We start from the raw sequence: 21,982 nt of genomic DNA on the forward strand, positions 1-21,982 counted from the left end.
CTCCTGCCTTTCCAAAGCCCCCAAACTGCTGTATGGGCGGTCCATCTGAGACGTTGTGCTCTGACCCCGGCACTCGAATGGAAGATAAAGTGGGGTCGGCGGCAATGGGGCCGCCACGCAAACGGGAGACCCGCAGGGGCGGGAGTGCTCCCTTCTAGGATACGCAAATGTTTGATGTAACAAAGAAATCAATTCAGTGGGGCGAAGAGACGCTGACACTGGAAACCGGCAAGGTTGCCCGTCAGGCGGACGGCAGTGTGATTGCCACGCTGGGCGAGACCAGCGTGATGGCAAACGTGACCTTTGCGCGGAAGCAAAAACCCGGTCAGGACTTTTTCCCGCTGACCGTCCACTACCAAGAGAAATATTATGCCGCCGGTAAAGTTCCGGGTGGCTTTTTCAAGCGCGAGGCGCGCCCGACTGAAAAAGAGACGCTGACCGCGCGTCTGATCGACCGGCCGATCCGCCCGCTGTTTGTTGACGGCTTCAAAAACGAAGTTCTGGTGATGTGCACCGTGCTGAGCCACGATCTGGTCAACGACCCTGACATGGTGGCGATGATCGCAGCCTCTGCCGCGCTGACCATTTCCGGCGCACCGTTCAGAGGCCCGATTGCTGGTTGCCGCGTTGGTTTCGAGGATGGCGAATACATTCTGAACCCGACTGTGGACGACATGCAGGACCTGCGTCTGAACCCTGAACAGCGTCTGGATCTGGTTGTTGCCGGCACCAAAGACGCCGTGATGATGGTTGAATCGGAAGCCTACGAGCTGTCCGAGGCCGAGATGTTGGGTGCGGTCAAATTCGCACATGAGCAGATTCAGCCGGTGATCGACCTGATCATTTCACTGGCCGAAGACGCGGCAAAAGAGCCGTTTGATTTCCAAGCGCCCGATTATTCTGAGCTGTCTGCTGCCGTTAAGGCCGCAGGTGAAGAGCAGATGCGCGCCGCCTTCGCAATCACCGACAAGCAAGAGCGCACTGCCGCTGTTTCCGCTGCCCGCGATGCGATCAAGGAAGCCCTGACTGAGGAACAGCTGGAAGACGCGAACCTTGGCTCGGCGATGAAAAAGCTGGAAGCAGGCATCCTGCGCGGCGACGTCGTCAAAGGCGGCAAGCGGATCGACGGTCGTTCGACCACCGATATCCGTTCGATCGTTGCAGAAACCTCGATGCTGCCGCGGACACACGGCTCGGCCCTGTTCACCCGTGGTGAAACACAGGCGCTAGCTGTAACCACGCTGGGCACCGGTGATGATGAGCAGTTCATCGACGCCCTGCACGGCAACTTCAAATCGAACTTCCTGCTGCATTACAACTTCCCTCCTTATTCGGTTGGTGAAGCGGGTCGCGTGGGCCCTCCGGGACGTCGTGAGATTGGTCACGGCAAACTGGCATGGCGCGCGTTGCAGGCGGTTCTGCCTGCGGCAACCGACTTCCCCTACACGATCCGCATCGTGTCCGAGATCACCGAATCCAACGGATCAAGCTCGATGGCTTCTGTTTGCGGCGGTTCGCTGTCGATGATGGATGCGGGCGTTCCGCTGAAAGCACCGGTTGCCGGTGTTGCCATGGGTCTGATCCTGGAAGATGACGGCGATTACGCGATCCTGTCGGACATTCTGGGTGACGAAGACCACCTGGGCGACATGGACTTCAAGGTTGCGGGTACCGAAAACGGCATCACCTCTCTGCAGATGGACATCAAGGTTGCGGGTATCACGCCCGAGATCATGGAGAAAGCCCTGGCGCAAGCCAAGGACGGCCGGATGCACATCCTGGGCGAGATGGGCAAAGCCCTGTCCGAGACCAATGATTTCTCGGTCCACGCACCGCGCATCGAGACCATGAACATCCCCACCGACAAGATCCGTGAAGTGATCGGTTCCGGCGGCAAAGTCATCCGCGAAATCGTCGAAGTCTCGGGTGCCAAGGTCGACATCAACGACGATGGCGTGATCAAGATCGCCTCGCCCGATGGGGAATCGATCAAGAAGGCCTATGAGATGATCCATTCGATCGTTGCCGAACCCGAAGAAGGCCAGATCTACACCGGTAAAGTGGTCAAGATCGTCGACTTTGGTGCTTTCGTGAACTTCTTTGGCAAGCGCGACGGTCTGGTCCATGTGTCCCAGATCGAAAACCGTCGCCTGAACCATCCGTCGGATGTTCTGAAGGAAGGCCAGGAAGTGAAGGTCAAGCTGCTGGGCTTTGACGACCGCGGCAAGGTGCGCCTGTCGATGAAAATCGTCGATCAGGAAACCGGCGAAGAGATCGCACCTGAGAAGAAAGAAAAGAAAGAGGAAGGCGCAGAATAATCTGCTCGCCCCTCTGATTTCTCGAAAGACCCCGGCTTTGTCCGGGGTCTTTTTTTGTTCTGTCAGCATAAACCTTGGACCAATTCCGCCCAATTCAACCGAAATCCAATCGCACCACCGGCCAGGTGAACCCACGTCTCCTACATCGACGCAACAAATCTAGGAGATGCGAAATGGAGACTTTCAAAATGCTGACTCTGACCGGACTGATCGCGACCGCCCCGGTGCTGGCTTTTGCCAACGTGACAGTCGGGGACAAGCTGGGCACCACCGAGACCGATATCCGCACCACTCTCGAGGCGCAGGGATACCAGATCGAAGAGATCGAATTCGAAGATGGCGAGATCGAGGTTGAACTCGTCAAGGATGGCGTGGAAACTGAACTGGTCCTGAACAAGACCGATGGCGTTGTCACCGCGATCGAGCTTGAAGAGGACGACGACTGACCAGACAATCTTAAAGGAGCGCTATGAAGATTTCACAGACGTCTTTACTCTGGCTCCTTCTGGTGGTGCAGGCTGTCTGCGCCACCTTTTTCCTAACCGATGCAGCGCTCGATTGGTTTGGTGGCGAAACTGCCGGGTTTCGGCATTTGCACCAGTTCGAATTGTTCCTGTCCCTGGCTCTGATCGGTGGTTTGGTGGCGACAATCACCCTGATCCGGGCTCAGAGCTTGCGCGTGCAGGACATGCAGCGTCAACTGGGCGTGGCGCAGGGCGCGTTTTCGCAGGTCATCGAAAATCAATTCACGCAGTGGCAGCTCAGCAATGCGGAACGCGATGTCGCAATATTGTCCATCAAGGGTTTGTCGATCGCAGAAATCGCCGAGCTGAGACAGACGAAAGAAGGGACTATCAAGGCACAAAGCGCTGCGATTTACCGCAAGGCGGGTGTCTCAGGGCGGCTCCAACTGCTCAGCTTTTTTGTCGAAGAGCTTTTGTCCGAACCCCTGGTCAACACGTCCTCGTCGTCAGAACCCGCCGACCAGGGCCAGGCTTGATCCACGGTTGCTCTTTCCCCGCCTGACGCGGTGTTCTATGCACGGGGTATGCGATCCTTTGTCATCCATATGTCCTCGAGCACCGCGCGCCGTCCCAATGCTGATCAGCTCTGCGCGGCCCTGCCCAATGCTGAACTGTTTGAGGCCGTAAATGGCCGCGACCCTGACCAGATTTCCGGTGTCGAACTGCATTCCGGAAATATGCACCGCCCGCATTACCCATTCCCCTTGCGACCCGCAGAAATCGGCGTGTTCGAAAGCCATCGACGCATCTGGCGCAAGCTGGTCGAGGACGATATCGACCTGGCCATCATCTCCGAGGATGACCTGCGCATAGATCGGGCGCGAATGGAACAGGCGCTTGGGTTGCTGGCCTCAATCGCCACCCCCGATCACTATATCCGCATCCCCGTAAAACAGCGCGAAGTACCGGCACAGGTCCTGGCAGAACAAGACGGCCTGCGGCTGATCCTACCCAAGGTGATCGGCCTGCAATGCGTATGTCAGATGGTGGGGAAAAACGCCGCCGAACGCCTTTTGGCGACCACCGACCAAATCGACCGCCCTGTCGATACCTTCTTGCAGATGCACTGGCTGACAGACCAGCCGGTTCACGCCTTGCAAGGCAGCGGAAATCAGGAAGTGGCCCAGGAAATCGGCGGCTCGACCATTCAGACAAAACCGCCCCTGTCAGACAAATTAACCCGAGAGTTCAAGCGCGCAGCCTACCGCGCCAAGCTGCACCTGCACCCGCAGCGCCCGCCTGCTTCATCTGGCTGAAAATACCTTCCGGGGGGAATCGCGCCGCGAGGCGCGATGGGGGGCAGACAGCCCCCCTGACCTTGGTCGTCTTACGACGGCGCCTTGGTCTTGCGCAGATAGGGGAAGATGGTCTCGAACTCGCCAAACTTTGCTTTGGCGTCGTCGTTTGAGACAGCAGGCGGAATGATTACGTCTTCGCCAGGCACCCAGTTCGCCGGGGTAGCCACGCCTTTCGACGACATCTGCAACCCGTCCAGTGCACGCAAAATCTCGGCAAAGTTACGTCCCACAGTCATAGGATAGGTCATCGAAAGCTTCAGTTGCTTGTCCGGCCCGATGATAAAAACCGACCGCACGGTCGCGCTGTCGGCCGGGGTACGCCCGTCCGGCAAATAGGCCTCGGCGGGCAGCATGTCGAAGGCCTTTGAAACGGCCAGACCATCATCGGCAATGATTGGAAAACCGGGACGCGCGTTGCCATAGGCCTCGATATCCTTTTTCCACTTCTTGTGGTCTTCGACGCCGTCAACCGAAACGCCCAGGACCTTGGTGTTGCGCGCGGCCCACTCATCGCTTAGCTGCGCGACGGCCGAAAACTCGGTGGTGCAGACAGGAGTGAAATCCTTTGGGTGCGAGAACAGAATGGCCCAGCTATCCCCAATCCAGTCGTGGAACTGAATGGTGCCCTGATCCGTTTCTGCAGTGAAATTGGGGACTGTGTCGTTGATGCGCAAACCCATGAAGCATCTCCTTTGCTAATTACAAAACCGAGTCGGTTGTCCAGAACCTAATCACTTTGCGCCGATGTTAAACAGTCAGCAAGTCACTTTAGCCCTAGGCCAGACCTCAAAATTCCATTTGATCAAATCGCGCTTGCCGGTTTCCTGAAGGCCTGACACAGTGGCGCCGAACCAAGAATCCCCGTCGCATGGTCAGGAGGATGCACCATGATCGAGAAACGCAATTTTTACATCAACGGTCAGTGGGTTGCCCCATCGGTTACGCATGATTTTCAGGTCATCAACCCCTCGACCGAAGAACCATGTGCCGTGATTTCGCTGGGCGATCAGGCCGATACGGACGCGGCTGTTGCAGCGGCCAAGGCGGCGTTGCCCGGCTGGATGGAAACCCCGGCGGAAACCCGCATCGCGATGGTCGAAAAGCTGATCGCGCTTTATGCCGAACGGTCCGAGGATCTTGCCCAGGCAATGTCGTTAGAGATGGGCGCCCCGATCGACATGGCGCGTAGCCAGCAAGTCGGAGCAGGCAGTTGGCACCTGGCAAATTTCATCCGCGCCGCCAAAGCGTTTCCTTTCGAGCGGCCGCTGGGCGATCACGCTCCCAACGACCAGATCATCTATGAGGCCGTCGGTGTCGCCGCCCTGATCACACCGTGGAATTGGCCAATGAACCAGGTCACGCTGAAGGTCGGTGCGGCTGCGATTGCGGGCTGCACAATGGTTCTGAAACCCTCGGAGCAAAGCCCGCTGAACGCGATGATCTTTGCTGAGCTGATGGATGAGGCCGGATTCCCGCCCGGTGTCTTCAACCTTGTCAACGGTGACGGGGTTGGCGTCGGATCTCAGCTGTCCACGCACCCCGATGTGGATATGGTCAGCTTTACTGGATCCACCCGCGCGGGCACGGCGATTTCCAAAGCCGCAGCCGATACACTGAAGAAGGTGCATTTGGAACTGGGCGGCAAGGGTGCAAATGTGGTCTTTGCCGATGCGGATGAAAAGGCCGTCAAACGTGGCGTGCTGCACATGATGAACAACACCGGTCAAAGCTGTAACGCCCCTAGCCGGATGCTGGTTCAGCGTCCCATCTATGACGCGGCGGTGGAAACCGCAGCTGAGGTTGCCAAAGGTGTCACCGTTGGCCCGGCGATGGAAGAAGGCCGCCATATCGGCCCGGTTGTGAACGAGCTGCAATGGGGCAAGATTCAGGACCTGATCCAAAAGGGTATCGACGAAGGCGCGCGCCTTGTCGCTGGTGGCACTGGCAGGCCCGAAGGGCTGAACAAGGGCTATTACGTGCGGCCCACGGTCTTTGCCGACGTCAACAACCAGATGACCGTCGCCCGCGAAGAGATCTTTGGACCGGTTCTGACCATGATCCCCTTCGATACCGAGGAAGAGGCCATCGAAATCGCCAATGACACACCTTATGGGCTGACCAACTATGTCCAGACGCAGGATAACGTCCGTGCCAACCGCATGGCCCGCGCTCTGCGGTCGGGTATGGTCGAGATGAATGGCAAATCCCGCAGCGCGGGTTCCCCGTTCGGCGGCATGAAACAATCCGGCAACGGGCGCGAAGGCGGCGTCTGGGGGCTGGAGGATTTCCTTGAGGTCAAGGCCGTCGGCGGCTGGGCTGCCGAGTAACCCACCTGCCGTCTAACCTGTTTTCGGGGCCCGCGCGCTATCTGCGCCGGGCCCTTTAGACTCTGAATCCGGCTCGAGGTGTATCACAAAAACCGATCCGGGGAACTGATCGGTCAAAGCGTCTTCGATATCGTCACAGATATCATGGGCCGTCGCCACGCTCATGCCACCGTCAACGACCAGATGGAACTCGACAAAGATCATGCTGGCGGATCGACGGCCCCGCAGGTCGTGATATTCCAGCGCCCGGCCCAGATTCGCATCGATGATGCTCCGCACCTCATCCAGTTCGGGATCAGTAAGGGACACGTCCATCAGACCGTCAATCGACTTGCGAATGACCTTCCATCCCTCCCACAGAATGTTCAGGGCGACCAGAATGGCCAGGATCGGGTCCAGGATCAGCCAGCCGGTGGCAAGGGCCAAAACCAATCCGATGACAACGCCCACCGAGGTGAACACATCGGTAAAGATATGCTTTGCGCTGGCCTCAAGCGCCGGAGAGGCGTACTGCCGCCCGACCCGCAGCAACATATAGGCCCAGGCACCGTTCAAAGCGGTTGCCAGCACATTGATTGCCACCCCGGTCAGCGGGGCCTGGTCCAGATGCGACGATGACAGCGCGGCAACGGCCTCTCGCAGGATTAGAAGCGCCGCCAGCACGATCAGCACACCTTCGACAACAGCAGACAGGTATTCGGCTTTCTTGTGCCCAAAGGGGTGATTATCGTCAGGAGGTTTGCCGCCGATCGAAACCGCAAAGAACGCCAGCAAGGCCGCGACCACATTGACCACGGATTCCATCGCATCGGACAACAAGGCGACCGAGCCCGTCAGCCACCAGGCCAACAGTTTCAAGGCCAGAACCGCGATGGAAATCGGGATCGACCACAGGGCAAATTTCTGGATCATCGCTTTGGTGTCCTGCAACCTCAGCAAAGGTTTATCACTTTGTTCGACGATCCGCATGGCTTTTTCTGATCAGAAATCAAGCGTCTGCTTGTGCCGCCTCATAGGCCAGCATGGCGCGTTTCACCGGCAGGCCCCAATGATACCCACCCAGCCCCCCGGATTTTCGCAGCGCGCGGTGGCAAGGGATCAGCCAACTGACCGGGTTTCGACCCACGGCCGTCCCGACGGCGCGCACAGCTTGCGGTGATCCCACCCGTTGCGCGATCTCGGAATAGGTTGTGACCTGGCCCGAAGGGATATGCATCAGCGCTTCCCACACTTTGATCTGCAGGGGCGAGCCAATCAAATACAGAGGCGTTGGTTCCAATCGGTCGCTCACCGCGCCAAATGCACTGAGCGCCCAGGGCCGCAGGCGCATCGGGTCCTCGACGAAATTGGCATTGGGCCAACGCGACAGCATATCCGCCATGGCATTTTCTTCGCCGGTTTCGGCCCCAAAGGCCATCCCGCAGATGCCCTTTTCGGTGCCCATCACCAAAGCCGGACCAAAAGGACATTCAAACCATCCCCAATAGATGGTCAAACCGGCACCCCTGCGGGCGTATTCGCCGGGGCTCATGGATTCCCATTTCAGGAACAGATCATGCAGGCGACCGCTGCCGGACAGGCCCACATTCAGGGCGGTTTCCAGTGTCGTGAACCGCTCGCGCAGCAACGCCTTGGCATGGCCCAGCGTCAGATATTGCTGATACCGCTTGGGCGATACCCCGGTCCAACGTGAGAACAGGCGCTGGAAATGCGCCGGGCTCATATCCATCTGCTGTGCCAGTTCATCAAGACTCAGGGCCTCTCCGCCCTGATCAATCAAGTCAATCGCCCGGCGCATGACATTATAATGATAGCCGCTTTCTGGGGTCTGGACATTCATGGTCGCACTCCTTCGATAGACAGAAGATGGCCTGTTACCGATCAGAGTGCGACCCGATTCTTGCGCTATCCGCGGGCTTAGACCTGCGGGATAACGGTATAAGGTGCCGCCTCTTCCGGGGGTGCAACCTTTTCCATGACGTTGATGCTGACATGCGGCCAGCGGATCAGACCGGGTTTCCCGTCAAAGCGTGGGAAGAAATCCAGACCGACATTCTGCAGATACATCATCAGCAGCTTGGGTTCACCGCCAATTCCCGGCTCGTCCAGTTCCATGATCCAAAAGATCGAATCCATCACCGCCGCGTTGGCTTGTTTGACAACAAACGGAATGTTGACGATCCCGGCATCCTCAAGCGCGGTGTTGAACGGCAATATCGTGGTTTTTTTCACATTGTTCGGTATTCCAGCTGCCAGCAACAGATGCGGGTGCACAGGATCGAAGCCTGGGAACCCCGGGGCGGTCACAACGCCGTTGAACGGATTATCGTGATAATGTTTGTAGGGCGAAAGATATCCGCTGTTCAGGTCCTTTGTGGCCCCTTCGGGCAGCCCGTCGACCACCGGAATCGTTGGCGGTCCATCGATCTCGCTCGCTTCTCCAAGACCTAACAACGAGTCGCCATGTGGCACCGTTCCCAAACGTGCAACGTTCAGATTGTTTGTGGTCAGATTGGTCATATGCAGGAACAGACCGGGCTCGTGATGGATGGCCAGATCGGCAGGTCCCGCCAGTCCGCTGTCTGGGCGATCTTCAGCCGAGAGCTGCGCGATGGACTGCTGATAGTCCAGCGTGACGACAAACTGATCGGTGTTAATGGTCGGGTCTCCTGAGGCCGGGTTCGGACGCTCAATCCCGCGGTTTGGAACCGCTTTGTCAACGGTCGTGAATTGAAGCGTTTCCTCGAATTGATTAACCAGCAGACGGTAGTTGAGACGGCTGCCAGGCTCGGTCGCAAACGGAAGCGCGATCATGTTCCAGCCACGTCCGCGCGTGCTGTCGCCGTTCTTCCAAACTCCGGGCAGTAATTTCAGGGGGCCGAGGTCTTCGTCACCTTGATGGGCCAGCTCAACAGACCGATAACGGGACTGCAGTTTTGCGGCAAGATCTGGGTTCGCCATGGATCAACCTTTCAATAATTAAATAAAATATCCGCCAATGCGGGAAAAATGCGCTGAAATAAAAATAGGCTGCGCATCGCGAGAATAACACGAATCAGGCTTACCCTACGTAATCCAAAACCCACAGCTATCCGCTAAGCAGATTCTTGCTTGTGTGGTTACCCGAGCCATCGGCTTGCCCTGCGCCGCAATACGTGCATACGTCGCCGCATGGCCAAGCAACTTGATTACCACACTATCCGAGAGATTTTTACCCGCTTTCAGCAGGCTGACCCGGAACCTGAGGGTGAGCTAGAGCATGTGAATGTCTATACTCTGGTCGTAGCGGTGGCGCTGTCTGCACAGGCCACCGATGTCGGCGTCAACAAGGCTACGCGCGCCCTTTTCAAAACCGCTGACACCCCGCAAAAGATGCTGGATCTGGGCGAAGATGGCCTGATCGAGCATATCAAAACCATCGGTCTATTCCGCCAAAAGGCAAAGAACGTTATCAAGCTCAGCCGTATTCTGGTCGAAGAGTATGACGGCGAAGTTCCCAATTCCCGCGCCGCGTTGCAATCGCTGCCGGGCGTCGGGCGTAAGACCGCCAATGTGGTGTTGAACATGTGGTGGCGCTATCCGGCGCAGGCCGTGGATACGCATATTTTTCGTGTCGGAAACCGAACAGGCATCTGCCCGGGAAAACATGTGGATGCGGTTGAACGCGCAATCGAAGATAACATCCCGACCGACTTCCAACTGCACGCACATCACTGGCTTATCTTGCATGGCCGGTATCACTGCAAAGCACGCAAACCTATGTGCGGAACCTGTATCATCCGCGATCTCTGCCAATTCGAGGACAAGAACCTATGAAAACCTACCAGCTCACCGGTATTGGAAACGCCGTTGTGGACGTGATCTCTCAGGCCGATGACAGTTTTCTGGAACTGATGGGCATCGAGAAGGGCATCATGCAGCTGATAGAACAGGAGCGGGGTGAACTTCTTTACGCCGCTATGGAAGGCCGCGTGCAAACGCCGGGCGGATCCGTTGCGAACACGATTGCCGGTGCCGGCGCACTGGGACTAAGCGCAGCCTTTATCGGACGCGTACATGATGATGCGTTGGGACGATTCTACGCAGAGGCGATGCACGAGGACGGTGTGGATTTCGTGAACCCGCCCGTACCGGGTGGAGAGCTTCCGACCTCGCGCTCGATGATTTTTGTCTCACCCGACGGTGAACGGTCGATGAACACCTATCTGGGGATTTCCTCGGAGCTTTCCTCGGCGGATGTGTCAGCCGGGGTCGCGGGTAACAGCCAGATCATGTTCCTTGAAGGCTATTTGTTCGACAAGGAAAAAGGCAAAGCTGCGTTCCTTCAGGCCGCACGGGATTGCCACAAGGGCGGCGGCAAGGCCGGGATCGCCATTTCTGACCCGTTCTGCGTTGAACGGCACCGGGTCGATTTCCTGCTGCTGATCGAAAATGAACTGGATTTTGTGATCGGCAACGAGGCCGAGATCAAATCCCTGTTCGAAACCGACGATCTTGAGGATGCACTGGCGAAAACCGCCGATATCTGCCCTCTGGTGGTCTGCACCCGGTCAGGCGACGGGGTAACTGTGCTGAATGAAGGTCAGCGCTTTGACATTCCGGTGGAAAAAATCGTTCCCGTCGACGCCACCGGCGCAGGCGACCAATTCGCAGCCGGGTTCCTGTTTGGCATGGCCACCGGGCGCGACTATGAGACCTGCGCCAAGATGGGCAATGTCTGCGCCCGAGAGGTGATCAGCCATATCGGCCCGCGCCCCAAGGCGGATATGATCGATTTGCTCAAGCAGGGCGGCTTGCATTAATCGGATCAGGACTGGCCTATAGTTTGTGGGAGGGGCAGAGCCCCTCCCCTCACGGTTATCTCTGCACGAACAGGGCGATCCAGACGCCTACGAACATGAATATGCCACCAAGATTGACCCAAGTGTGCCAAATCGCATAGCGGAAAGGCAGTGTCTTGCGGGCATAAAAGACTGTGCCGATCACGTAGCTTGCCGCCCCGGCCAGAATGCACCACAGGACTGAAACGGGGACATCTTTCAGATCGGGTATGGCGCACAGCCCCAGCGCGCCCAGACCCAGATAGGATGCTGTTGACCATCGGGACTTGACCGTCTTGTTGGCGATCTTGTTCCAGATGGCCACCACAGTCAGCCCCCAGCACAACCAGAGCAAAGTCATGGTCCAGCCGGTACCGGCCAGCAGGAAAAAGGGTGTGAAGGTGCCGCAGATACTGGAATAGATTGCGGCATGGTCTATGCGTCGCAGCAGCTGCCGACGCTGGTGCCAGCGGGAAAAGTGATAAAAACACGAGGCCAGATTAGAGCCCAACGCACAGGCTACATAAACCAGAACCGCAAGAATAAGCCCGCTGTCGAGCATCAGGTACGATTTGCGGATCAGCGCTCCGCCAGCGGTCAAAATCAACGCCAGACCGATAAGATGCACGACCAGATCGGCGCGGCGGTGGCATGGGTCCGGACTGGGATAGGTCTGTGGGATCATGTCAGTTCAGGTGATCCGAAAACGCTGCAACCACGCGTTCATACACGTCGCGTTTGAACGGCACGATTTCGGCAACCAGCTGGTCCGGTTCCTGCCATTTCCAGCGGGTGAATTCGGGATGCTCAGTCTGAATGTTGATCTGATCGTCGCGGCCAGAGAACCGCATCAGATACCATTTCTGCTCTTGACCCCGATACCGACCTTTCCAGATCTTCGGCACGATGTCATGCGGCAGATCATAGGGCAACCACCCCTCGGTCTCGGCGATGATCTCGACCAGATCTGCCGTGACGCCGGTTTCTTCCCACAGCTCGCGCAGCGCCGCATCGCGCGGGTCTTCACCCTGGTCCACACCACCCTGAGGCATCTGCCAGGCGTCCTTGTGGCGGTCGTTGCGCTGGCCGACGAATATCTTACCCTCGGCATTCATCAACATCAGCCCGACGCAGGGGCGGTAGGGCAGTTTGGCAATCTCTTCGGGGGTCATACGCGGCCTCGTGAACATGCTTTGGAGCGTCTGTAACAAGCAGCGGGCCCAAGGCAAAGGGTATGACGTTAGGTTTCGCGTGACAAAGATGACGCGAAGGTCAATCTGGCAGCCAAATTCTATAAGGGAGAGTTCTGGATGACTGCATACCCAAACATGCTGGCCCCGCTGGATCTGGGCTTTACCACGCTGAAGAACCGCGTGCTGATGGGCTCGATGCATACCGGGCTTGAGGAGACCGGCGATTGGAATCGGGTGGCCGAGTTCTATGCCGACCGCGCGCGCGGTGGCGTGGCGCTGATGGTGACTGGTGGGATCGGACCAAATCTTGAAGGTTCGGTACTGCCGGGGGCATCAATGATGACCAACGACAAAGAAGTGGCAAACCACTCCATCGTCACCCAACGGGTGCATGAGGCCGGTGGCAAGATCGCGATGCAGATCCTGCATGCGGGGCGCTATGCCTATGGGCCGAAATGTGTCGCACCCAGCCCTGTGAAATCTCCGATCTCTCCGTTCCCGCCGACCGAACTGGACGAAGAGGGTATCGAGAAACAGATCAGCGATATCGTGAACGCCGCGGTCCTGGCCCAGAAAGCGGGCTATGACGGGGTCGAGATAATGGGGTCCGAAGGGTATTTCCTCAACCAGTTTCTGGTGACTCACACCAACAAGCGCGAGGACCGTTGGGGTGGCTCTTACGAGAACCGGATGCGCTTGCCGATCGAAGTTGTCCGCCGCACGCGCGAGGCCGTCGGCACGGAATTCATCATCATCTACCGCTTGTCGATGATTGACCTGGTTCCCAACGGATCTACTCATGATGAGGTTGTGGAACTGGCGCAGCGGATCGAACAGGCCGGCGCCACGATCATCAACACCGGCATCGGCTGGCACGAGGCGCGGATTCCCACCATTGCCACCAGCGTTCCGCGCGCGGCCTTTGCTTGGGTGACCAAAAAGCTGATGGGCAAGGTCTCGATCCCGGTCATCACGTCGAACCGGATTAACACGCCGGAAGTCGCCGAAGAAGTTCTTGCCACGGGGTGCGCCGACATGGTTTCGCTGGCCCGCCCGATGCTGGCAGATGCGGATTTCGTCAACAAAGCCATCGCTGCTGAGGCGGCGACGATTGCACCCTGCATCGCTTGCAACCAGGCCTGTCTGGATCACACATTCCAGGGCAAACTGACCTCGTGCCTGGTAAACCCGCGCGCTTGTCACGAAACCGAACTGGTGATCACACAGGCCGACAGCGTCAAGAAAATCGCCATCGTAGGGGCGGGCCCGGCAGGCCTGTCCACCGCAATGACCGCCGCGCAGCGTGGCCATGACGTGACCATTTTTGACCGTGCCCGTGAGATCGGCGGCCAGTTGAACATGGCCAAGCAGGTTCCGGGCAAAGAGGAATTCTGGGGTCTGGTCGACTGGTACCGCGCCATGATTGCCGATTTGGGCGTTAAGGTCGAGCTTGAGCGTGAAGTGGGCGCCGATGATCTGGCCGGCTATGACGAGGTGGTAATTGCCACCGGTGTCGTTCCGCGTGATCCGAAAATCCCTGGTCAGGACCGAGACAATGTCGTCGATTATATCGACGTCCTGCGCCACAAGACCCCGGTAGGCCAATCAGTGGCCGTGATCGGAGCAGGTGGGATCGGCTTTGACGTGTCCGAATTCCTGCTGGAAGAAGGCCACAGCATCACCACCGACTTGCCTGCCTGGATGAAGGAATGGGGCGTTACCGACCCGGCCGAGCATCGCTCGGGGCTGGCGCCTGAAGGGCCACAACCTGCCGCCCCCGCGCGCCAGGTGACTTTGCTGCAGCGCAAGGCGCAAGCCCATGGCAAAGGGTTGGGCAAGACCACCGGCTGGATTCATCGCGCAACGCTGAAGATGAAAAACGTCAATTTCGTCGGTGGCGTGAATTATGAGCGGATCGACGATGACGGGCTGCATGTGAGTTTCGGCGAAGCACGCGAGAACCCGACAGTAATTGCGGTGGATACGATTGTTCTGTGCTCGGGCCAGATCTCGGACCGCAGCCTGGCCGATACGTTGATCGAACGTGGCATCACCCCACATGTGATCGGCGGCGCGGATGTTGCAGCCGAATTGGACGCCAAACGGGCCATCAATCAGGGCACGCGGCTGGCAACCACTTTCTGATATGCCTTGGCCCGGTCCAGAACCGGGCCAATCACTCTGCTGGTACTGGGGTCAGTCGGCCAGCGCCAGCTTTGCACCCAATGCCCCAAAGGCGCCGGCGAAACAGCGCCTGACCCAAGCCATGACAGTGGGCCGCTGGATCACATAGTCGCGTGCCACCGCCGCGAAAGCGCCATAGCCAACAAAGACGACAAAGGTCATGACCATGAAGGACAAGGCCAACTTGATCAGCTCTGCTTCGGCGGCACCTGTACCGGCGGGAATGAATTGCGGCAGAAAGGCCAGAAAGAACAAAGATAGCTTGGGGTTCAACACATTGATCAAGGTGCCTGTGAGTGCAATCTTCACATACCCTTTTGCGGGTTTCTGGCTCTGTACATCCAATGCTCCGCCTTGCCGGACGATCCCCCAGGCCATGTAAAACAGATACAGCACCCCAAGGTATTTTAGCACCAGAAAGGCCAGCGCGCTGGTATGCAGCAGGGCCGCAAGACCGACGATACTGGCCAGCGCAGCAGGTACGATCCCTATGGTACAGCCAATCGCCGCCGCAAAACTGGCCCAAAAGCCACGCCCCAACCCAACCGCAAGCGTATAGATCGCGCCGGTGCCCGGTAAAAGCACAACGATCAGAGACGTCAGTAGGAACTCTGTCGACATCCTGGCCCTCCCTTTCCTAGCACGCAGGATTTCCGGTTCGAAAGGAAAAGTAAACGCCATACATCACTGTGGCCCGGCGACATTCCTGAAAGCCCACCGGATACTAACAGCAGAAGTCTCTTATCGCTTATTCAACGGTTATCGTAATCACCTCGGACACGATGGGCGTGGAATGCGGTACATGACCTGCATCGCCCAGCACTAGCTGAAGCGTATGTTCGCCTGCAGCCATTTCCAGCGTCACCTCGGTCTGACCGCCGCCAAAATGGATATGATTGTCATCCGCGGGCAGACCATAAGACAACTCATCCGCACCGTCCTCTCCCTGCCCCAAAGGCGGTCGGTCGATCAGCAGATGATGATGCCCGGTGTTTTCCTTTTCAGTACCCGCCGGCGCGACCCCCATGCCGCTGAGGCCAAAGACCACGGTGACCGGAGATTGGACAACGTCGCCGTCAGACAATTTCACAAAATAGACCTGCGCTTCGGGGTTTGATGGTGTTTCACCCCCGGCCAGAGCAAATGTCGCCGACAGGCAGGTTGCGGCAATAGCTAAAACAGCTTTCATAATCTTCTCCGTTGTCACAAATTTGCCATCCTCATGGTAGCATGTTTCGGCCCGAAATCGAGGATACCCGTTGTCAAAAGGCTTGTGGCCCATATGGAAACCACTGTTTCAGAGTTTCCCCAGCGCAAACGATCCGATTCAAATCCCTGATATTATCCCATGTCCGCCCTGTTTCCGCCCAGATTTGACGTAAAGATCAGTTAAAGAACCTACACCTGGGGAACAAGAATGGACCGACTGACCGAAATGGAAGCCTTCGCCAACGTGGTGGACCAAGGCGGTTTCACCGACGCGGCCAAGAAAATGGGCATCTCAAAATCGGCTGTGTCCAAGCACGTTTCCAGCCTGGAAGCACGCCTGGGCGCAAGACTTCTGAACCGCACGACGCGCCGCGTGTCACCAACCGAAATCGGGCTGGCCTATTATGACCGGGCCCGCCGCGTTCTGAATGACGCGGGCGAGGCTGATGCGCTGGTCACCTCGATGCAATCTGCCCCCTCTGGTCTGCTGCGGATCAGTGTGGCGACAGATTTCGGCGTGAATCACCTATCTCCGGTTCTGTCGGGATTTCTAGCTGCCTATCCCGACATCACGGTGAATATGGTGCTGAACAATCGCTATGTTGAGCTGATCTCGGAAGGGTTCGACGTTGCCGTGCGGATTGGTGAGCTGGAAGACAGCACATTGCGCGCCCGCAAGCTGACCGAAACCGTCAAGCGGATGGTCGCCGCGCCCACCTATATCGAGAAATTCGGGCGTCCGCAAAAGATCGACGACCTGAACGAACACAAGCTGTTACATTATTCCAGCCAGTCTTCGGGCAATGTGTGGAAACTGACCGCACCTTCGGGTGAAAAACGTCAGGTTCGCACCGCCGGGTGGCTCAGCGTGAATGATGGGCAATCCTTGTTGAACGCTGCGGTCTCAGGGCTTGGGATCGCGCATCTGCCCAGCTATCTCTATTCCGACGCGCTGAAGTCGGGCGAAGTTGTCGACGCAATGCCGTCGCTGCCCGATGAAGTGCAAGGCGTTTATGCCGTCTACCCGCCCGGTCGCTTTACGCAGCCCAAGGTGCGGGCATTCATTGATTTCCTCGTCGATGCCTTCAACGAAAAAGGCCCGATGGACTGGTAATTTCTCCCGGTGGAAACTGAACGGCCCGCACAAGTAGTGTGGGCCTTTTTTTATTCGCTGAACACGGCCAGCCCCATACTCTGCGCGACCGTACGCAAGGATTGGATCAGGATATTCTGTCCGGGCAGATCAGCTTCTTTTCTGCGAGAAAGAAGCGCGATATCGCGGTTGGCATTTGTTATAGTCAACGGGCGCAAATGGACCTCATCGCGGTAAATCCCCTGACGTCTTGCATACAGGTCCGGCAACACCGCAACCCCAACCCCCGAGGCCGCCATCAGTACAATGGAATCAAGCGTGGTCCCCTCGTATTCATCCGACACAACCCCACCGCATTCCGCCGCCAGCGCATAGACGATCCGGGACAGACGGTGGCTTTGGTCCAAGGTCAGGATCAGCCGGTCGCGCAAGTCTTGAGCCGTAACACCATACGTATCATTTGACAGCACATCGTCTACGGCAACTCCAATCCACAGAGTCTCGTTGAACAAGCGCTGCTGGATTGTGTTCGGGTGATCCTCGGGCGTGGAAAGGATCAGATCAAACCGACCAGATTTAAGTCCTTGTTCCAGATCACGGGTGTTTTCCTCGCGCACGACAATGCGCAGACCGGGGCGGTCCTGATGGACCTTTTTGATGACCTGAGGCAGCAGGTAGGGCCCGATTGAGGGCAACACGCCCAGCCTTAGCCGTCCTGAGACCGGTGTCTCGCTGCTCATCGCGTGGCGCAGATCCCGGACTTCGGCAAGGATCTTCTGGGCGCGTTCGATGAACTCTTCGCCTTTGGCAGTCACCTGAACACCACCCCGGTTACGATCAAAGATGCGCAGGCCAAGTTCTTGTTCTACAGAGGCAATTTGCGCCGAGAGGCTGGGCTGGCTGACATTCAGAACCTCAGCTGCCAATCCAAATCGACCCAGTCGGCTGACCGTAACGATATATTCCAGTTGCCTTAGTGTTGGGCGCATTTCATAGCTTTAAACTATCCAAAAATTAGAAAGATAATATTTGGATAACAAAAATAGGCAAGGCACTTAGCCCGTGAAATCGGGACAGGAGCCAAAATGCCCAGCGTAATCGAAACCCTTTCCAGCAACTTGCTGGTCCCAACCATCCTTTTCTTCGTCCTCGGGCTGCTCGCGGCTTTTGCCCGCAGCGATCTGTCGATCCCCGGTGGGGCAGCCAAGTTCATGTCGCTGTATCTGCTGCTGGCCATCGGCTTCAAAGGCGGCAGCAGCCTGGCCGAGCATGGCATCCCCATGGATCTGTTCCTGACTTTGCTAGGCGGTGTGGCGTTGTCTTTTGTCATCCCCTTTGTGGCATTCGGCCTGCTCCGGGTCATGACACGGCTGGACGCGTTGAATGCGGCGGCTGTTGCCGGGCATTATGGGTCAATCTCAATCGTGACCTTCGTCACCGCAACCAGCCTGCTGGATTTGGTGGGTCTTGATCATGACGGCTTCATGGTTGCTGTCGCCGCCGCGATGGAGGTTCCCGCCATCCTTTCGGCCCTTTGGCTGGCGCATAAAACCAGCAGCAAGGGCGTCAATGACAATGGGCTGTGGCGCGATCTGTTGGCAAACGGGTCGATTGTCCTGTTGACCGGGGCCTTTCTAATTGGCGCTATTACGGGTGGCGAAGGGATGCAGATGATTGCGCCCTTCATCGTCACACCCTTCACCGGCATCCTGTGCCTTTTCCTTCTGGATATGGGCATTTCCGCAGGGCGCAGCCTGATCAAGAACCGCGACAAGCTCTCGCTGGGTCTGTTTGCCTTTGGAATGCTGATGCCCCTGATCGGCGCTGCGATGGCCTGGGTGGTCGGGGCGGTGATCGGCCTGCCCGAAGGCAGCCTGTTCCTGTTCATGGTCCTGTCTGCATCCGCCTCGTATATCGCTGTGCCCGCGGCGATGAAGATCGCGCTGCCAAAGGCCGAGGCCGGGATTTATCTGACCCTGTCGCTGGGTGTGTCCTTCCCGTTCAACATCACGATCGGGCTGCCGCTGTACCTGTGGTGGGTGATGTAGGGATCAGTTGATCAGCAGAACCGCCTCGACCCGGCGGTTGAGTTCGCGACCTTCGGGCGTTGCATTCGAGGTGATCGGGGCCAGATAACCAATCCCCCGCGCCTCGACCCGGTCGGCGGCCACGCCGTATTTCTCGATCAGCCGGGCGCGCACGGTTTGCGCCCGGCCCGTGCTGACCGAAATATTGGCCTCGAGTGCGCCGGTATCATCCGTGTGCCCGACCAGAGCCAGCCGCGTTCCGGGATTGTCCGACAAATACTGCGCAATCTCATTCAGAGAGCCGAAAGGCCCCTCACCCAGGGTTATTTCGCCCGTGCGGAAATGCAGATCGCCCAGAATCACGTGGCCCTCTTGGGCAAGCTCTGCCAACAGCCCCTGCGCCTGATCGACCTCTTCTTCGATCACCAGCGGAGGCGCGGCCTCGGCCCCCTCAGGTGACACGCGGATCATCTGCACATAGCCATCGGGCGGGTTTCGGCTGACCAAAAGGCTCAGGACTTCGTCGCCCTTGGCAGCGGACAAAAAGCGATAGTCCTGGATAGCCACATACATGTCAGGCGTGGGGACAACTTCGGTTCCAAAGCGAAAATCGAAGCCGCCGCAGCTGCGGGCTTCGCAGTCAAAGAGAACCTCAAACCCCTGGGCTTTGATCTGCTCCCTCAGAGGGGCCAGCAGCTGTAAAGTAGTGCTCGCCCCGGCCTGCAGCCGCCAGGTATAGCGCTCGACACGTCCTTCAACCCGGCGCGCCGGTACCGTCCCGTCGGTATAGGGGCCAGTGGGCAGGTCATAACTGTCCAACGGGCTTGTGCGGTCGCTGACCAATCGCGTACCCGAAGGAAGCGTCAGCTCCTGCCCGACAACAGGCGATGCCATGAGCAACAGGAATATAACGAGACGGCGGATCATCTTGATTGGGCGTGATACTCGGGGTTGGGGGACATCGCAGTCGCGCTTGCAACACGGTTCGACATGTTGAAAAAGCCGGTCACGTTGGCAATGTCCCAGATATCGCGGTCGCTAAACCCAGCAACCCGCAGAATTTTTCGGTCGGGCTCTTCGATCTTGGTGCTTTCGGTGGTCATTTTGGCCGCGAAATCCAGCATGGCACGCTGCCGCTGATCCAAAGGCGCAACCCGGTAGTTCATGACCAGCATTTCGCCTAGTTGCGGATCACCCGACAACTGCCTGACAGCCGCCCCATGTGCGACAAGGCAATAGAAACACTTGTTTATTGCCGACACGACCACTGCGATCATCTCGCGTTCAAGCTTGGACAACCCACTATCCGCCAGCATCAGATCATTATACATCGCGGTAAACGCGTTCAGCTTGTCGATGTCAAAGGCATAGGCCCGCAGAACGTTGGGCACAAAACCCAGCTTTTCGACGCAAATGTCGAAATATTTCTGTGTCTCCGGCGGTAGCGGATCCACCATCGGAAGGTTCAGCGCGGTGGGTGGGGTAAGATCGGTCACTTTGGGTTCTCTCCTTCAGCCAGCTGACGGTAATGGTATTCTCCGGCAAGCTCCATCCCAAGTGCGCGATAAAGGCCATTGGCACCCGCATTCGCCTTGGTGCAAATCACGCTGAGCGTCCCGGCGCCCTGATCCTGTGCCCAGAGCGCAGCCGCGCGCATCGCCCATTGGCCCAGGCCCTGACGGCGATGAGCGGGCAAAATCTCAAGTGCGTGGACCATGGCCACGTCCCCGTGCATCGCAACAAACCCGGTACCAGCAGGTTGGTCACTATGGCGAAGCAGCAGGCCGGTCTTGGGACCCGGGGCTCGCGCCATCACGGCCAGCCGCTCTGGGCCAATCCCGCCCTCGGCCCAGATCTCACGCATGATTGCCAGCGGCTCCCATATCGAGAACACCGTTACGCGGGGGAGCGGAAGATCAGTCAGATGCTCAACCGGGCAGGTGTAAATATTGACCGGATCCAACACGGAATAGCCCCGGCCTTCAAGCTGCGCATCCAGCGCCTCGTCCCCTGGCCACAGGCAAAAGATGCGCTTTTGTCCCAGTGCCTGCATCGCGACCTCGGCCGCCGCAATATCCTCATCCGAGGCAGGCCCCAGCGCATTGGCCGCACTTACCCGCGATCCGCCGCCCAGACCCTGACGCACCAGAAACGGCCCCAGCTTTTGGCGCTGCGCAGATGGCCATGTACCCTCGACGACGTCAGGCCAGGTAACGCTCACAGACCAAGCTCTTTCGCCAACCGGGTTGAGGCCGCGTCGATCCGGGCACCTTCGGTTCCGCGAATGACAACGTTGGCACCGAACACACCATTGATCTGAAACGGATAACACCCGATGGACAGATCCTGAAAATCCGCTGCGAGTGCCGCAAGGGGAGCGGCGATATCGCCTTCGCCGCGATCCACCCGCAAGGTTTGGGACAGCAGAGGAACACCGCCGGTCAGACCCGGCAATACACTCGCCACCATCGCCTGAAAGACCGAGGGCACCCCAGCCATCACATGAACATTGCCGATGGTAAAGCCTGGCGCAGTCGAAACCGGATTGTCGATCAGCGCGGCACCATCAGGGATGCGCGCCATGCGCAAACGGGCAGCGTTCAGTTCCAGCCCGGATTTCTCGTAATGCGCTTCAAGCAAAGCGCGGGCATCGTCGCGGATGTCGATATGCGCGCCAAAGGCACGGGCGATGCAATCGGCGGTGATATCATCATGGGTCGGTCCAATCCCGCCGCTGGTGAAGACATGATCAAACTTTGCCGACAACGCCTGAACGGCGGCTTCGATTGTAGCGGCGTCATCGCTGACCACACGGACCTCTTTCAGGTCGATCCCCTGCTTGGTCAGCTCCTGCGCGAGATAATGCATGTTTGCATCGCGGGTGCGACCCGACAGGATTTCATCCCCGATCACCAGCATGGCTGCGGTTGGATTTTGCATGGCCTGCGCCCCCTTGATCGACCCTTTCCGCAGGTATAGGCCCTGAAGC

General features: G+C 58.0%; 23 protein-coding genes. 10 read left to right on the forward strand and 13 right to left on the reverse strand.

Features of this window, described 5'->3' with window-relative positions:
* Nucleotides 1–167 precede the first annotated feature (167 nt).
* From pnp to AC2FJV_RS18055, 4 genes are all read left to right on the forward strand, one after another.
* Entirely contained in the window at nt 168–2,318 is a 2,151-nt protein-coding gene (gene pnp / locus AC2FJV_RS18040; RefSeq protein WP_281973783.1) for a polyribonucleotide nucleotidyltransferase, read from the forward strand.
* Between the two features lie 173 nt (nt 2,319–2,491).
* The gene (locus AC2FJV_RS18045) at nt 2,492–2,764 is read left to right on the forward strand and encodes a PepSY domain-containing protein (RefSeq protein WP_142640003.1); all 273 of its coding nucleotides are present in this window, start codon (nt 2,492–2,494) and stop codon (nt 2,762–2,764) included.
* Nucleotides 2,765–2,787: 23 nt separating this feature from the next.
* A complete protein-coding gene (locus AC2FJV_RS18050) occupies nt 2,788–3,318 on the forward strand; it encodes a helix-turn-helix transcriptional regulator (RefSeq protein ID WP_271952098.1) in 531 nt (176 codons plus the stop codon).
* Between the two features lie 48 nt (nt 3,319–3,366).
* Nucleotides 3,367–4,098, forward strand: a complete 732-nt coding sequence (locus tag AC2FJV_RS18055; RefSeq protein ID WP_496714232.1) for a glycosyltransferase family 25 protein — start codon at nt 3,367–3,369, stop codon at nt 4,096–4,098.
* Between the two features lie 71 nt (nt 4,099–4,169).
* Here the strand turns inward: AC2FJV_RS18055 and AC2FJV_RS18060 are convergent, their stop codons facing one another.
* Entirely contained in the window at nt 4,170–4,820 is a 651-nt protein-coding gene (locus tag AC2FJV_RS18060; RefSeq protein WP_281996032.1) for a peroxiredoxin, read from the reverse strand.
* A gap of 207 nt (nt 4,821–5,027) precedes the next feature.
* Between AC2FJV_RS18060 and AC2FJV_RS18065 the strand changes: the two genes are divergently transcribed.
* Nucleotides 5,028–6,467 carry an aldehyde dehydrogenase family protein gene (locus AC2FJV_RS18065; RefSeq protein WP_142639996.1) on the forward strand — a complete coding sequence of 480 codons (1,440 nt, stop codon included), beginning with the start codon at nt 5,028–5,030 and terminating at the stop codon, nt 6,465–6,467.
* A gap of 12 nt (nt 6,468–6,479) precedes the next feature.
* Here AC2FJV_RS18065 and AC2FJV_RS18070 read toward each other — a convergent pair whose 3' ends face one another.
* The 3 genes from AC2FJV_RS18070 to AC2FJV_RS18080 all read right to left on the reverse strand — a co-directional run bounded on the left by AC2FJV_RS18070 (nt 6,480) and on the right by AC2FJV_RS18080 (nt 9,428).
* On the reverse strand, nt 6,480–7,436 hold the full coding sequence (locus AC2FJV_RS18070; protein ID WP_496714235.1) for a cation diffusion facilitator family transporter: 957 nt from the start codon (nt 7,434–7,436) through the stop codon (nt 6,480–6,482).
* Nucleotides 7,437–7,455: 19 nt separating this feature from the next.
* On the reverse strand, nt 7,456–8,307 hold the full coding sequence (locus AC2FJV_RS18075; RefSeq protein WP_496714236.1) for a bifunctional helix-turn-helix domain-containing protein/methylated-DNA--[protein]-cysteine S-methyltransferase: 852 nt from the start codon (nt 8,305–8,307) through the stop codon (nt 7,456–7,458).
* A 77-nt stretch (nt 8,308–8,384) separates the two neighbouring features.
* Nucleotides 8,385–9,428: a heme-binding protein gene (locus AC2FJV_RS18080; protein WP_142639991.1), complete on the reverse strand. Its 1,044-nt coding sequence runs from the start codon at nt 9,426–9,428 to the stop codon at nt 8,385–8,387.
* Between the two features lie 210 nt (nt 9,429–9,638).
* Here AC2FJV_RS18080 and nth point away from each other — a divergent pair, with 210 nt between their 5' ends.
* Nucleotides 9,639–10,283: an endonuclease III gene (nth, locus tag AC2FJV_RS18085; RefSeq protein WP_271952085.1), complete on the forward strand. Its 645-nt coding sequence runs from the start codon at nt 9,639–9,641 to the stop codon at nt 10,281–10,283.
* A complete protein-coding gene (locus AC2FJV_RS18090) occupies nt 10,280–11,269 on the forward strand; it encodes an adenosine kinase (RefSeq protein ID WP_496714238.1) in 990 nt (329 codons plus the stop codon). The genes nth and AC2FJV_RS18090 overlap by 4 nt, the downstream gene beginning before the upstream one ends.
* A gap of 55 nt (nt 11,270–11,324) precedes the next feature.
* Here AC2FJV_RS18090 and trhA read toward each other — a convergent pair whose 3' ends face one another.
* On the reverse strand, nt 11,325–11,972 hold the full coding sequence (gene trhA / locus AC2FJV_RS18095) for a PAQR family membrane homeostasis protein TrhA (RefSeq protein WP_281996029.1): 648 nt from the start codon (nt 11,970–11,972) through the stop codon (nt 11,325–11,327).
* 1 nt (nt 11,973) lies between these two features.
* Nucleotides 11,974–12,459 (reverse strand): RNA pyrophosphohydrolase, encoded by a 486-nt coding sequence (locus AC2FJV_RS18100; protein WP_496690426.1) that lies wholly within the window; start codon nt 12,457–12,459, stop codon nt 11,974–11,976.
* A gap of 138 nt (nt 12,460–12,597) precedes the next feature.
* Here AC2FJV_RS18100 and AC2FJV_RS18105 point away from each other — a divergent pair, with 138 nt between their 5' ends.
* Entirely contained in the window at nt 12,598–14,625 is a 2,028-nt protein-coding gene (locus AC2FJV_RS18105) for an FAD-dependent oxidoreductase (protein WP_496694603.1), read from the forward strand.
* Between the two features lie 51 nt (nt 14,626–14,676).
* On the opposite strand, the gene AC2FJV_RS18110 is transcribed toward AC2FJV_RS18105, so the two are convergent.
* Both AC2FJV_RS18110 and AC2FJV_RS18115 read right to left on the reverse strand, forming a co-directional pair.
* A complete protein-coding gene (locus tag AC2FJV_RS18110; protein ID WP_496694604.1) occupies nt 14,677–15,285 on the reverse strand; it encodes a LysE family translocator in 609 nt (202 codons plus the stop codon).
* 127 nt (nt 15,286–15,412) lie between these two features.
* Nucleotides 15,413–15,853 carry a DUF4399 domain-containing protein gene (locus AC2FJV_RS18115; protein WP_281973795.1) on the reverse strand — a complete coding sequence of 147 codons (441 nt, stop codon included), beginning with the start codon at nt 15,851–15,853 and terminating at the stop codon, nt 15,413–15,415.
* Nucleotides 15,854–16,081: 228 nt separating this feature from the next.
* On the opposite strand from AC2FJV_RS18115, the gene AC2FJV_RS18120 reads away from it, so the two are divergent.
* Complete coding sequence (locus tag AC2FJV_RS18120) at nt 16,082–16,987, forward strand: LysR family transcriptional regulator (RefSeq protein ID WP_142639975.1); 906 nt, start codon at nt 16,082–16,084, stop codon at nt 16,985–16,987.
* A 50-nt stretch (nt 16,988–17,037) separates the two neighbouring features.
* Here the strand turns inward: AC2FJV_RS18120 and AC2FJV_RS18125 are convergent, their stop codons facing one another.
* Complete coding sequence (locus AC2FJV_RS18125) at nt 17,038–17,955, reverse strand: hydrogen peroxide-inducible genes activator (protein WP_281996024.1); 918 nt, start codon at nt 17,953–17,955, stop codon at nt 17,038–17,040.
* A gap of 96 nt (nt 17,956–18,051) precedes the next feature.
* On the opposite strand from AC2FJV_RS18125, the gene AC2FJV_RS18130 reads away from it, so the two are divergent.
* Nucleotides 18,052–19,014 (forward strand): sodium-dependent bicarbonate transport family permease, encoded by a 963-nt coding sequence (locus AC2FJV_RS18130; protein ID WP_281996023.1) that lies wholly within the window; start codon nt 18,052–18,054, stop codon nt 19,012–19,014.
* A gap of 3 nt (nt 19,015–19,017) precedes the next feature.
* Here the strand turns inward: AC2FJV_RS18130 and AC2FJV_RS18135 are convergent, their stop codons facing one another.
* The 4 genes from AC2FJV_RS18135 to AC2FJV_RS18150 are packed head-to-tail and all read right to left on the reverse strand — an operon-like array spanning nt 19,018 to nt 21,933.
* Nucleotides 19,018–19,920 (reverse strand): OmpA family protein, encoded by a 903-nt coding sequence (locus tag AC2FJV_RS18135; protein WP_496714240.1) that lies wholly within the window; start codon nt 19,918–19,920, stop codon nt 19,018–19,020.
* A complete protein-coding gene (locus AC2FJV_RS18140; protein ID WP_496714242.1) occupies nt 19,917–20,489 on the reverse strand; it encodes a peroxidase-related enzyme in 573 nt (190 codons plus the stop codon). The genes AC2FJV_RS18135 and AC2FJV_RS18140 overlap by 4 nt, the downstream gene beginning before the upstream one ends.
* Complete coding sequence (locus AC2FJV_RS18145) at nt 20,486–21,214, reverse strand: GNAT family N-acetyltransferase (protein ID WP_496714243.1); 729 nt, start codon at nt 21,212–21,214, stop codon at nt 20,486–20,488. Before AC2FJV_RS18145 ends, AC2FJV_RS18140 begins: the two co-directional genes overlap by 4 nt.
* Nucleotides 21,211–21,933: a competence/damage-inducible protein A gene (locus tag AC2FJV_RS18150; RefSeq protein ID WP_496714250.1), complete on the reverse strand. Its 723-nt coding sequence runs from the start codon at nt 21,931–21,933 to the stop codon at nt 21,211–21,213. The genes AC2FJV_RS18145 and AC2FJV_RS18150 overlap by 4 nt, the downstream gene beginning before the upstream one ends.
* Nucleotides 21,934–21,982 lie beyond the last annotated feature (49 nt).

The organism is Ruegeria sp. CDSA241, from assembly GCF_059611265.1.

Bases quoted from the DNA above. Each gene is read 5' to 3' on its own strand.
- pnp (WP_281973783.1), top strand. From the start codon at position 168: ATGTTTGATGTAACAAAGAAATCAATTCAGTGGGGCGAAGAGACGCTG.
- AC2FJV_RS18045 (WP_142640003.1), top strand. From the start codon at position 2,492: ATGGAGACTTTCAAAATGCTGACTCTGACCGGACTGATCGCGACCGCC.
- AC2FJV_RS18050 (WP_271952098.1), top strand. From the start codon at position 2,788: ATGAAGATTTCACAGACGTCTTTACTCTGGCTCCTTCTGGTGGTGCAG.
- AC2FJV_RS18055 (WP_496714232.1), top strand. From the start codon at position 3,367: ATGCGATCCTTTGTCATCCATATGTCCTCGAGCACCGCGCGCCGTCCC.
- AC2FJV_RS18060 (WP_281996032.1), bottom strand. From the start codon at position 4,820: ATGGGTTTGCGCATCAACGACACAGTCCCCAATTTCACTGCAGAAACG.
- AC2FJV_RS18065 (WP_142639996.1), top strand. From the start codon at position 5,028: ATGATCGAGAAACGCAATTTTTACATCAACGGTCAGTGGGTTGCCCCA.
- AC2FJV_RS18070 (WP_496714235.1), bottom strand. From the start codon at position 7,436: ATGCGGATCGTCGAACAAAGTGATAAACCTTTGCTGAGGTTGCAGGAC.
- AC2FJV_RS18075 (WP_496714236.1), bottom strand. From the start codon at position 8,307: ATGAATGTCCAGACCCCAGAAAGCGGCTATCATTATAATGTCATGCGC.
- AC2FJV_RS18080 (WP_142639991.1), bottom strand. From the start codon at position 9,428: ATGGCGAACCCAGATCTTGCCGCAAAACTGCAGTCCCGTTATCGGTCT.
- nth (WP_271952085.1), top strand. From the start codon at position 9,639: ATGGCCAAGCAACTTGATTACCACACTATCCGAGAGATTTTTACCCGC.
- AC2FJV_RS18090 (WP_496714238.1), top strand. From the start codon at position 10,280: ATGAAAACCTACCAGCTCACCGGTATTGGAAACGCCGTTGTGGACGTG.
- trhA (WP_281996029.1), bottom strand. From the start codon at position 11,972: ATGATCCCACAGACCTATCCCAGTCCGGACCCATGCCACCGCCGCGCC.
- AC2FJV_RS18100 (WP_496690426.1), bottom strand. From the start codon at position 12,459: ATGACCCCCGAAGAGATTGCCAAACTGCCCTACCGCCCCTGCGTCGGG.
- AC2FJV_RS18105 (WP_496694603.1), top strand. From the start codon at position 12,598: ATGACTGCATACCCAAACATGCTGGCCCCGCTGGATCTGGGCTTTACC.
- AC2FJV_RS18110 (WP_496694604.1), bottom strand. From the start codon at position 15,285: ATGTCGACAGAGTTCCTACTGACGTCTCTGATCGTTGTGCTTTTACCG.
- AC2FJV_RS18115 (WP_281973795.1), bottom strand. From the start codon at position 15,853: ATGAAAGCTGTTTTAGCTATTGCCGCAACCTGCCTGTCGGCGACATTT.
- AC2FJV_RS18120 (WP_142639975.1), top strand. From the start codon at position 16,082: ATGGACCGACTGACCGAAATGGAAGCCTTCGCCAACGTGGTGGACCAA.
- AC2FJV_RS18125 (WP_281996024.1), bottom strand. From the start codon at position 17,955: ATGCGCCCAACACTAAGGCAACTGGAATATATCGTTACGGTCAGCCGA.
- AC2FJV_RS18130 (WP_281996023.1), top strand. From the start codon at position 18,052: ATGCCCAGCGTAATCGAAACCCTTTCCAGCAACTTGCTGGTCCCAACC.
- AC2FJV_RS18135 (WP_496714240.1), bottom strand. From the start codon at position 19,920: ATGATCCGCCGTCTCGTTATATTCCTGTTGCTCATGGCATCGCCTGTT.
- AC2FJV_RS18150 (WP_496714250.1), bottom strand. From the start codon at position 21,933: ATGCAAAATCCAACCGCAGCCATGCTGGTGATCGGGGATGAAATCCTG.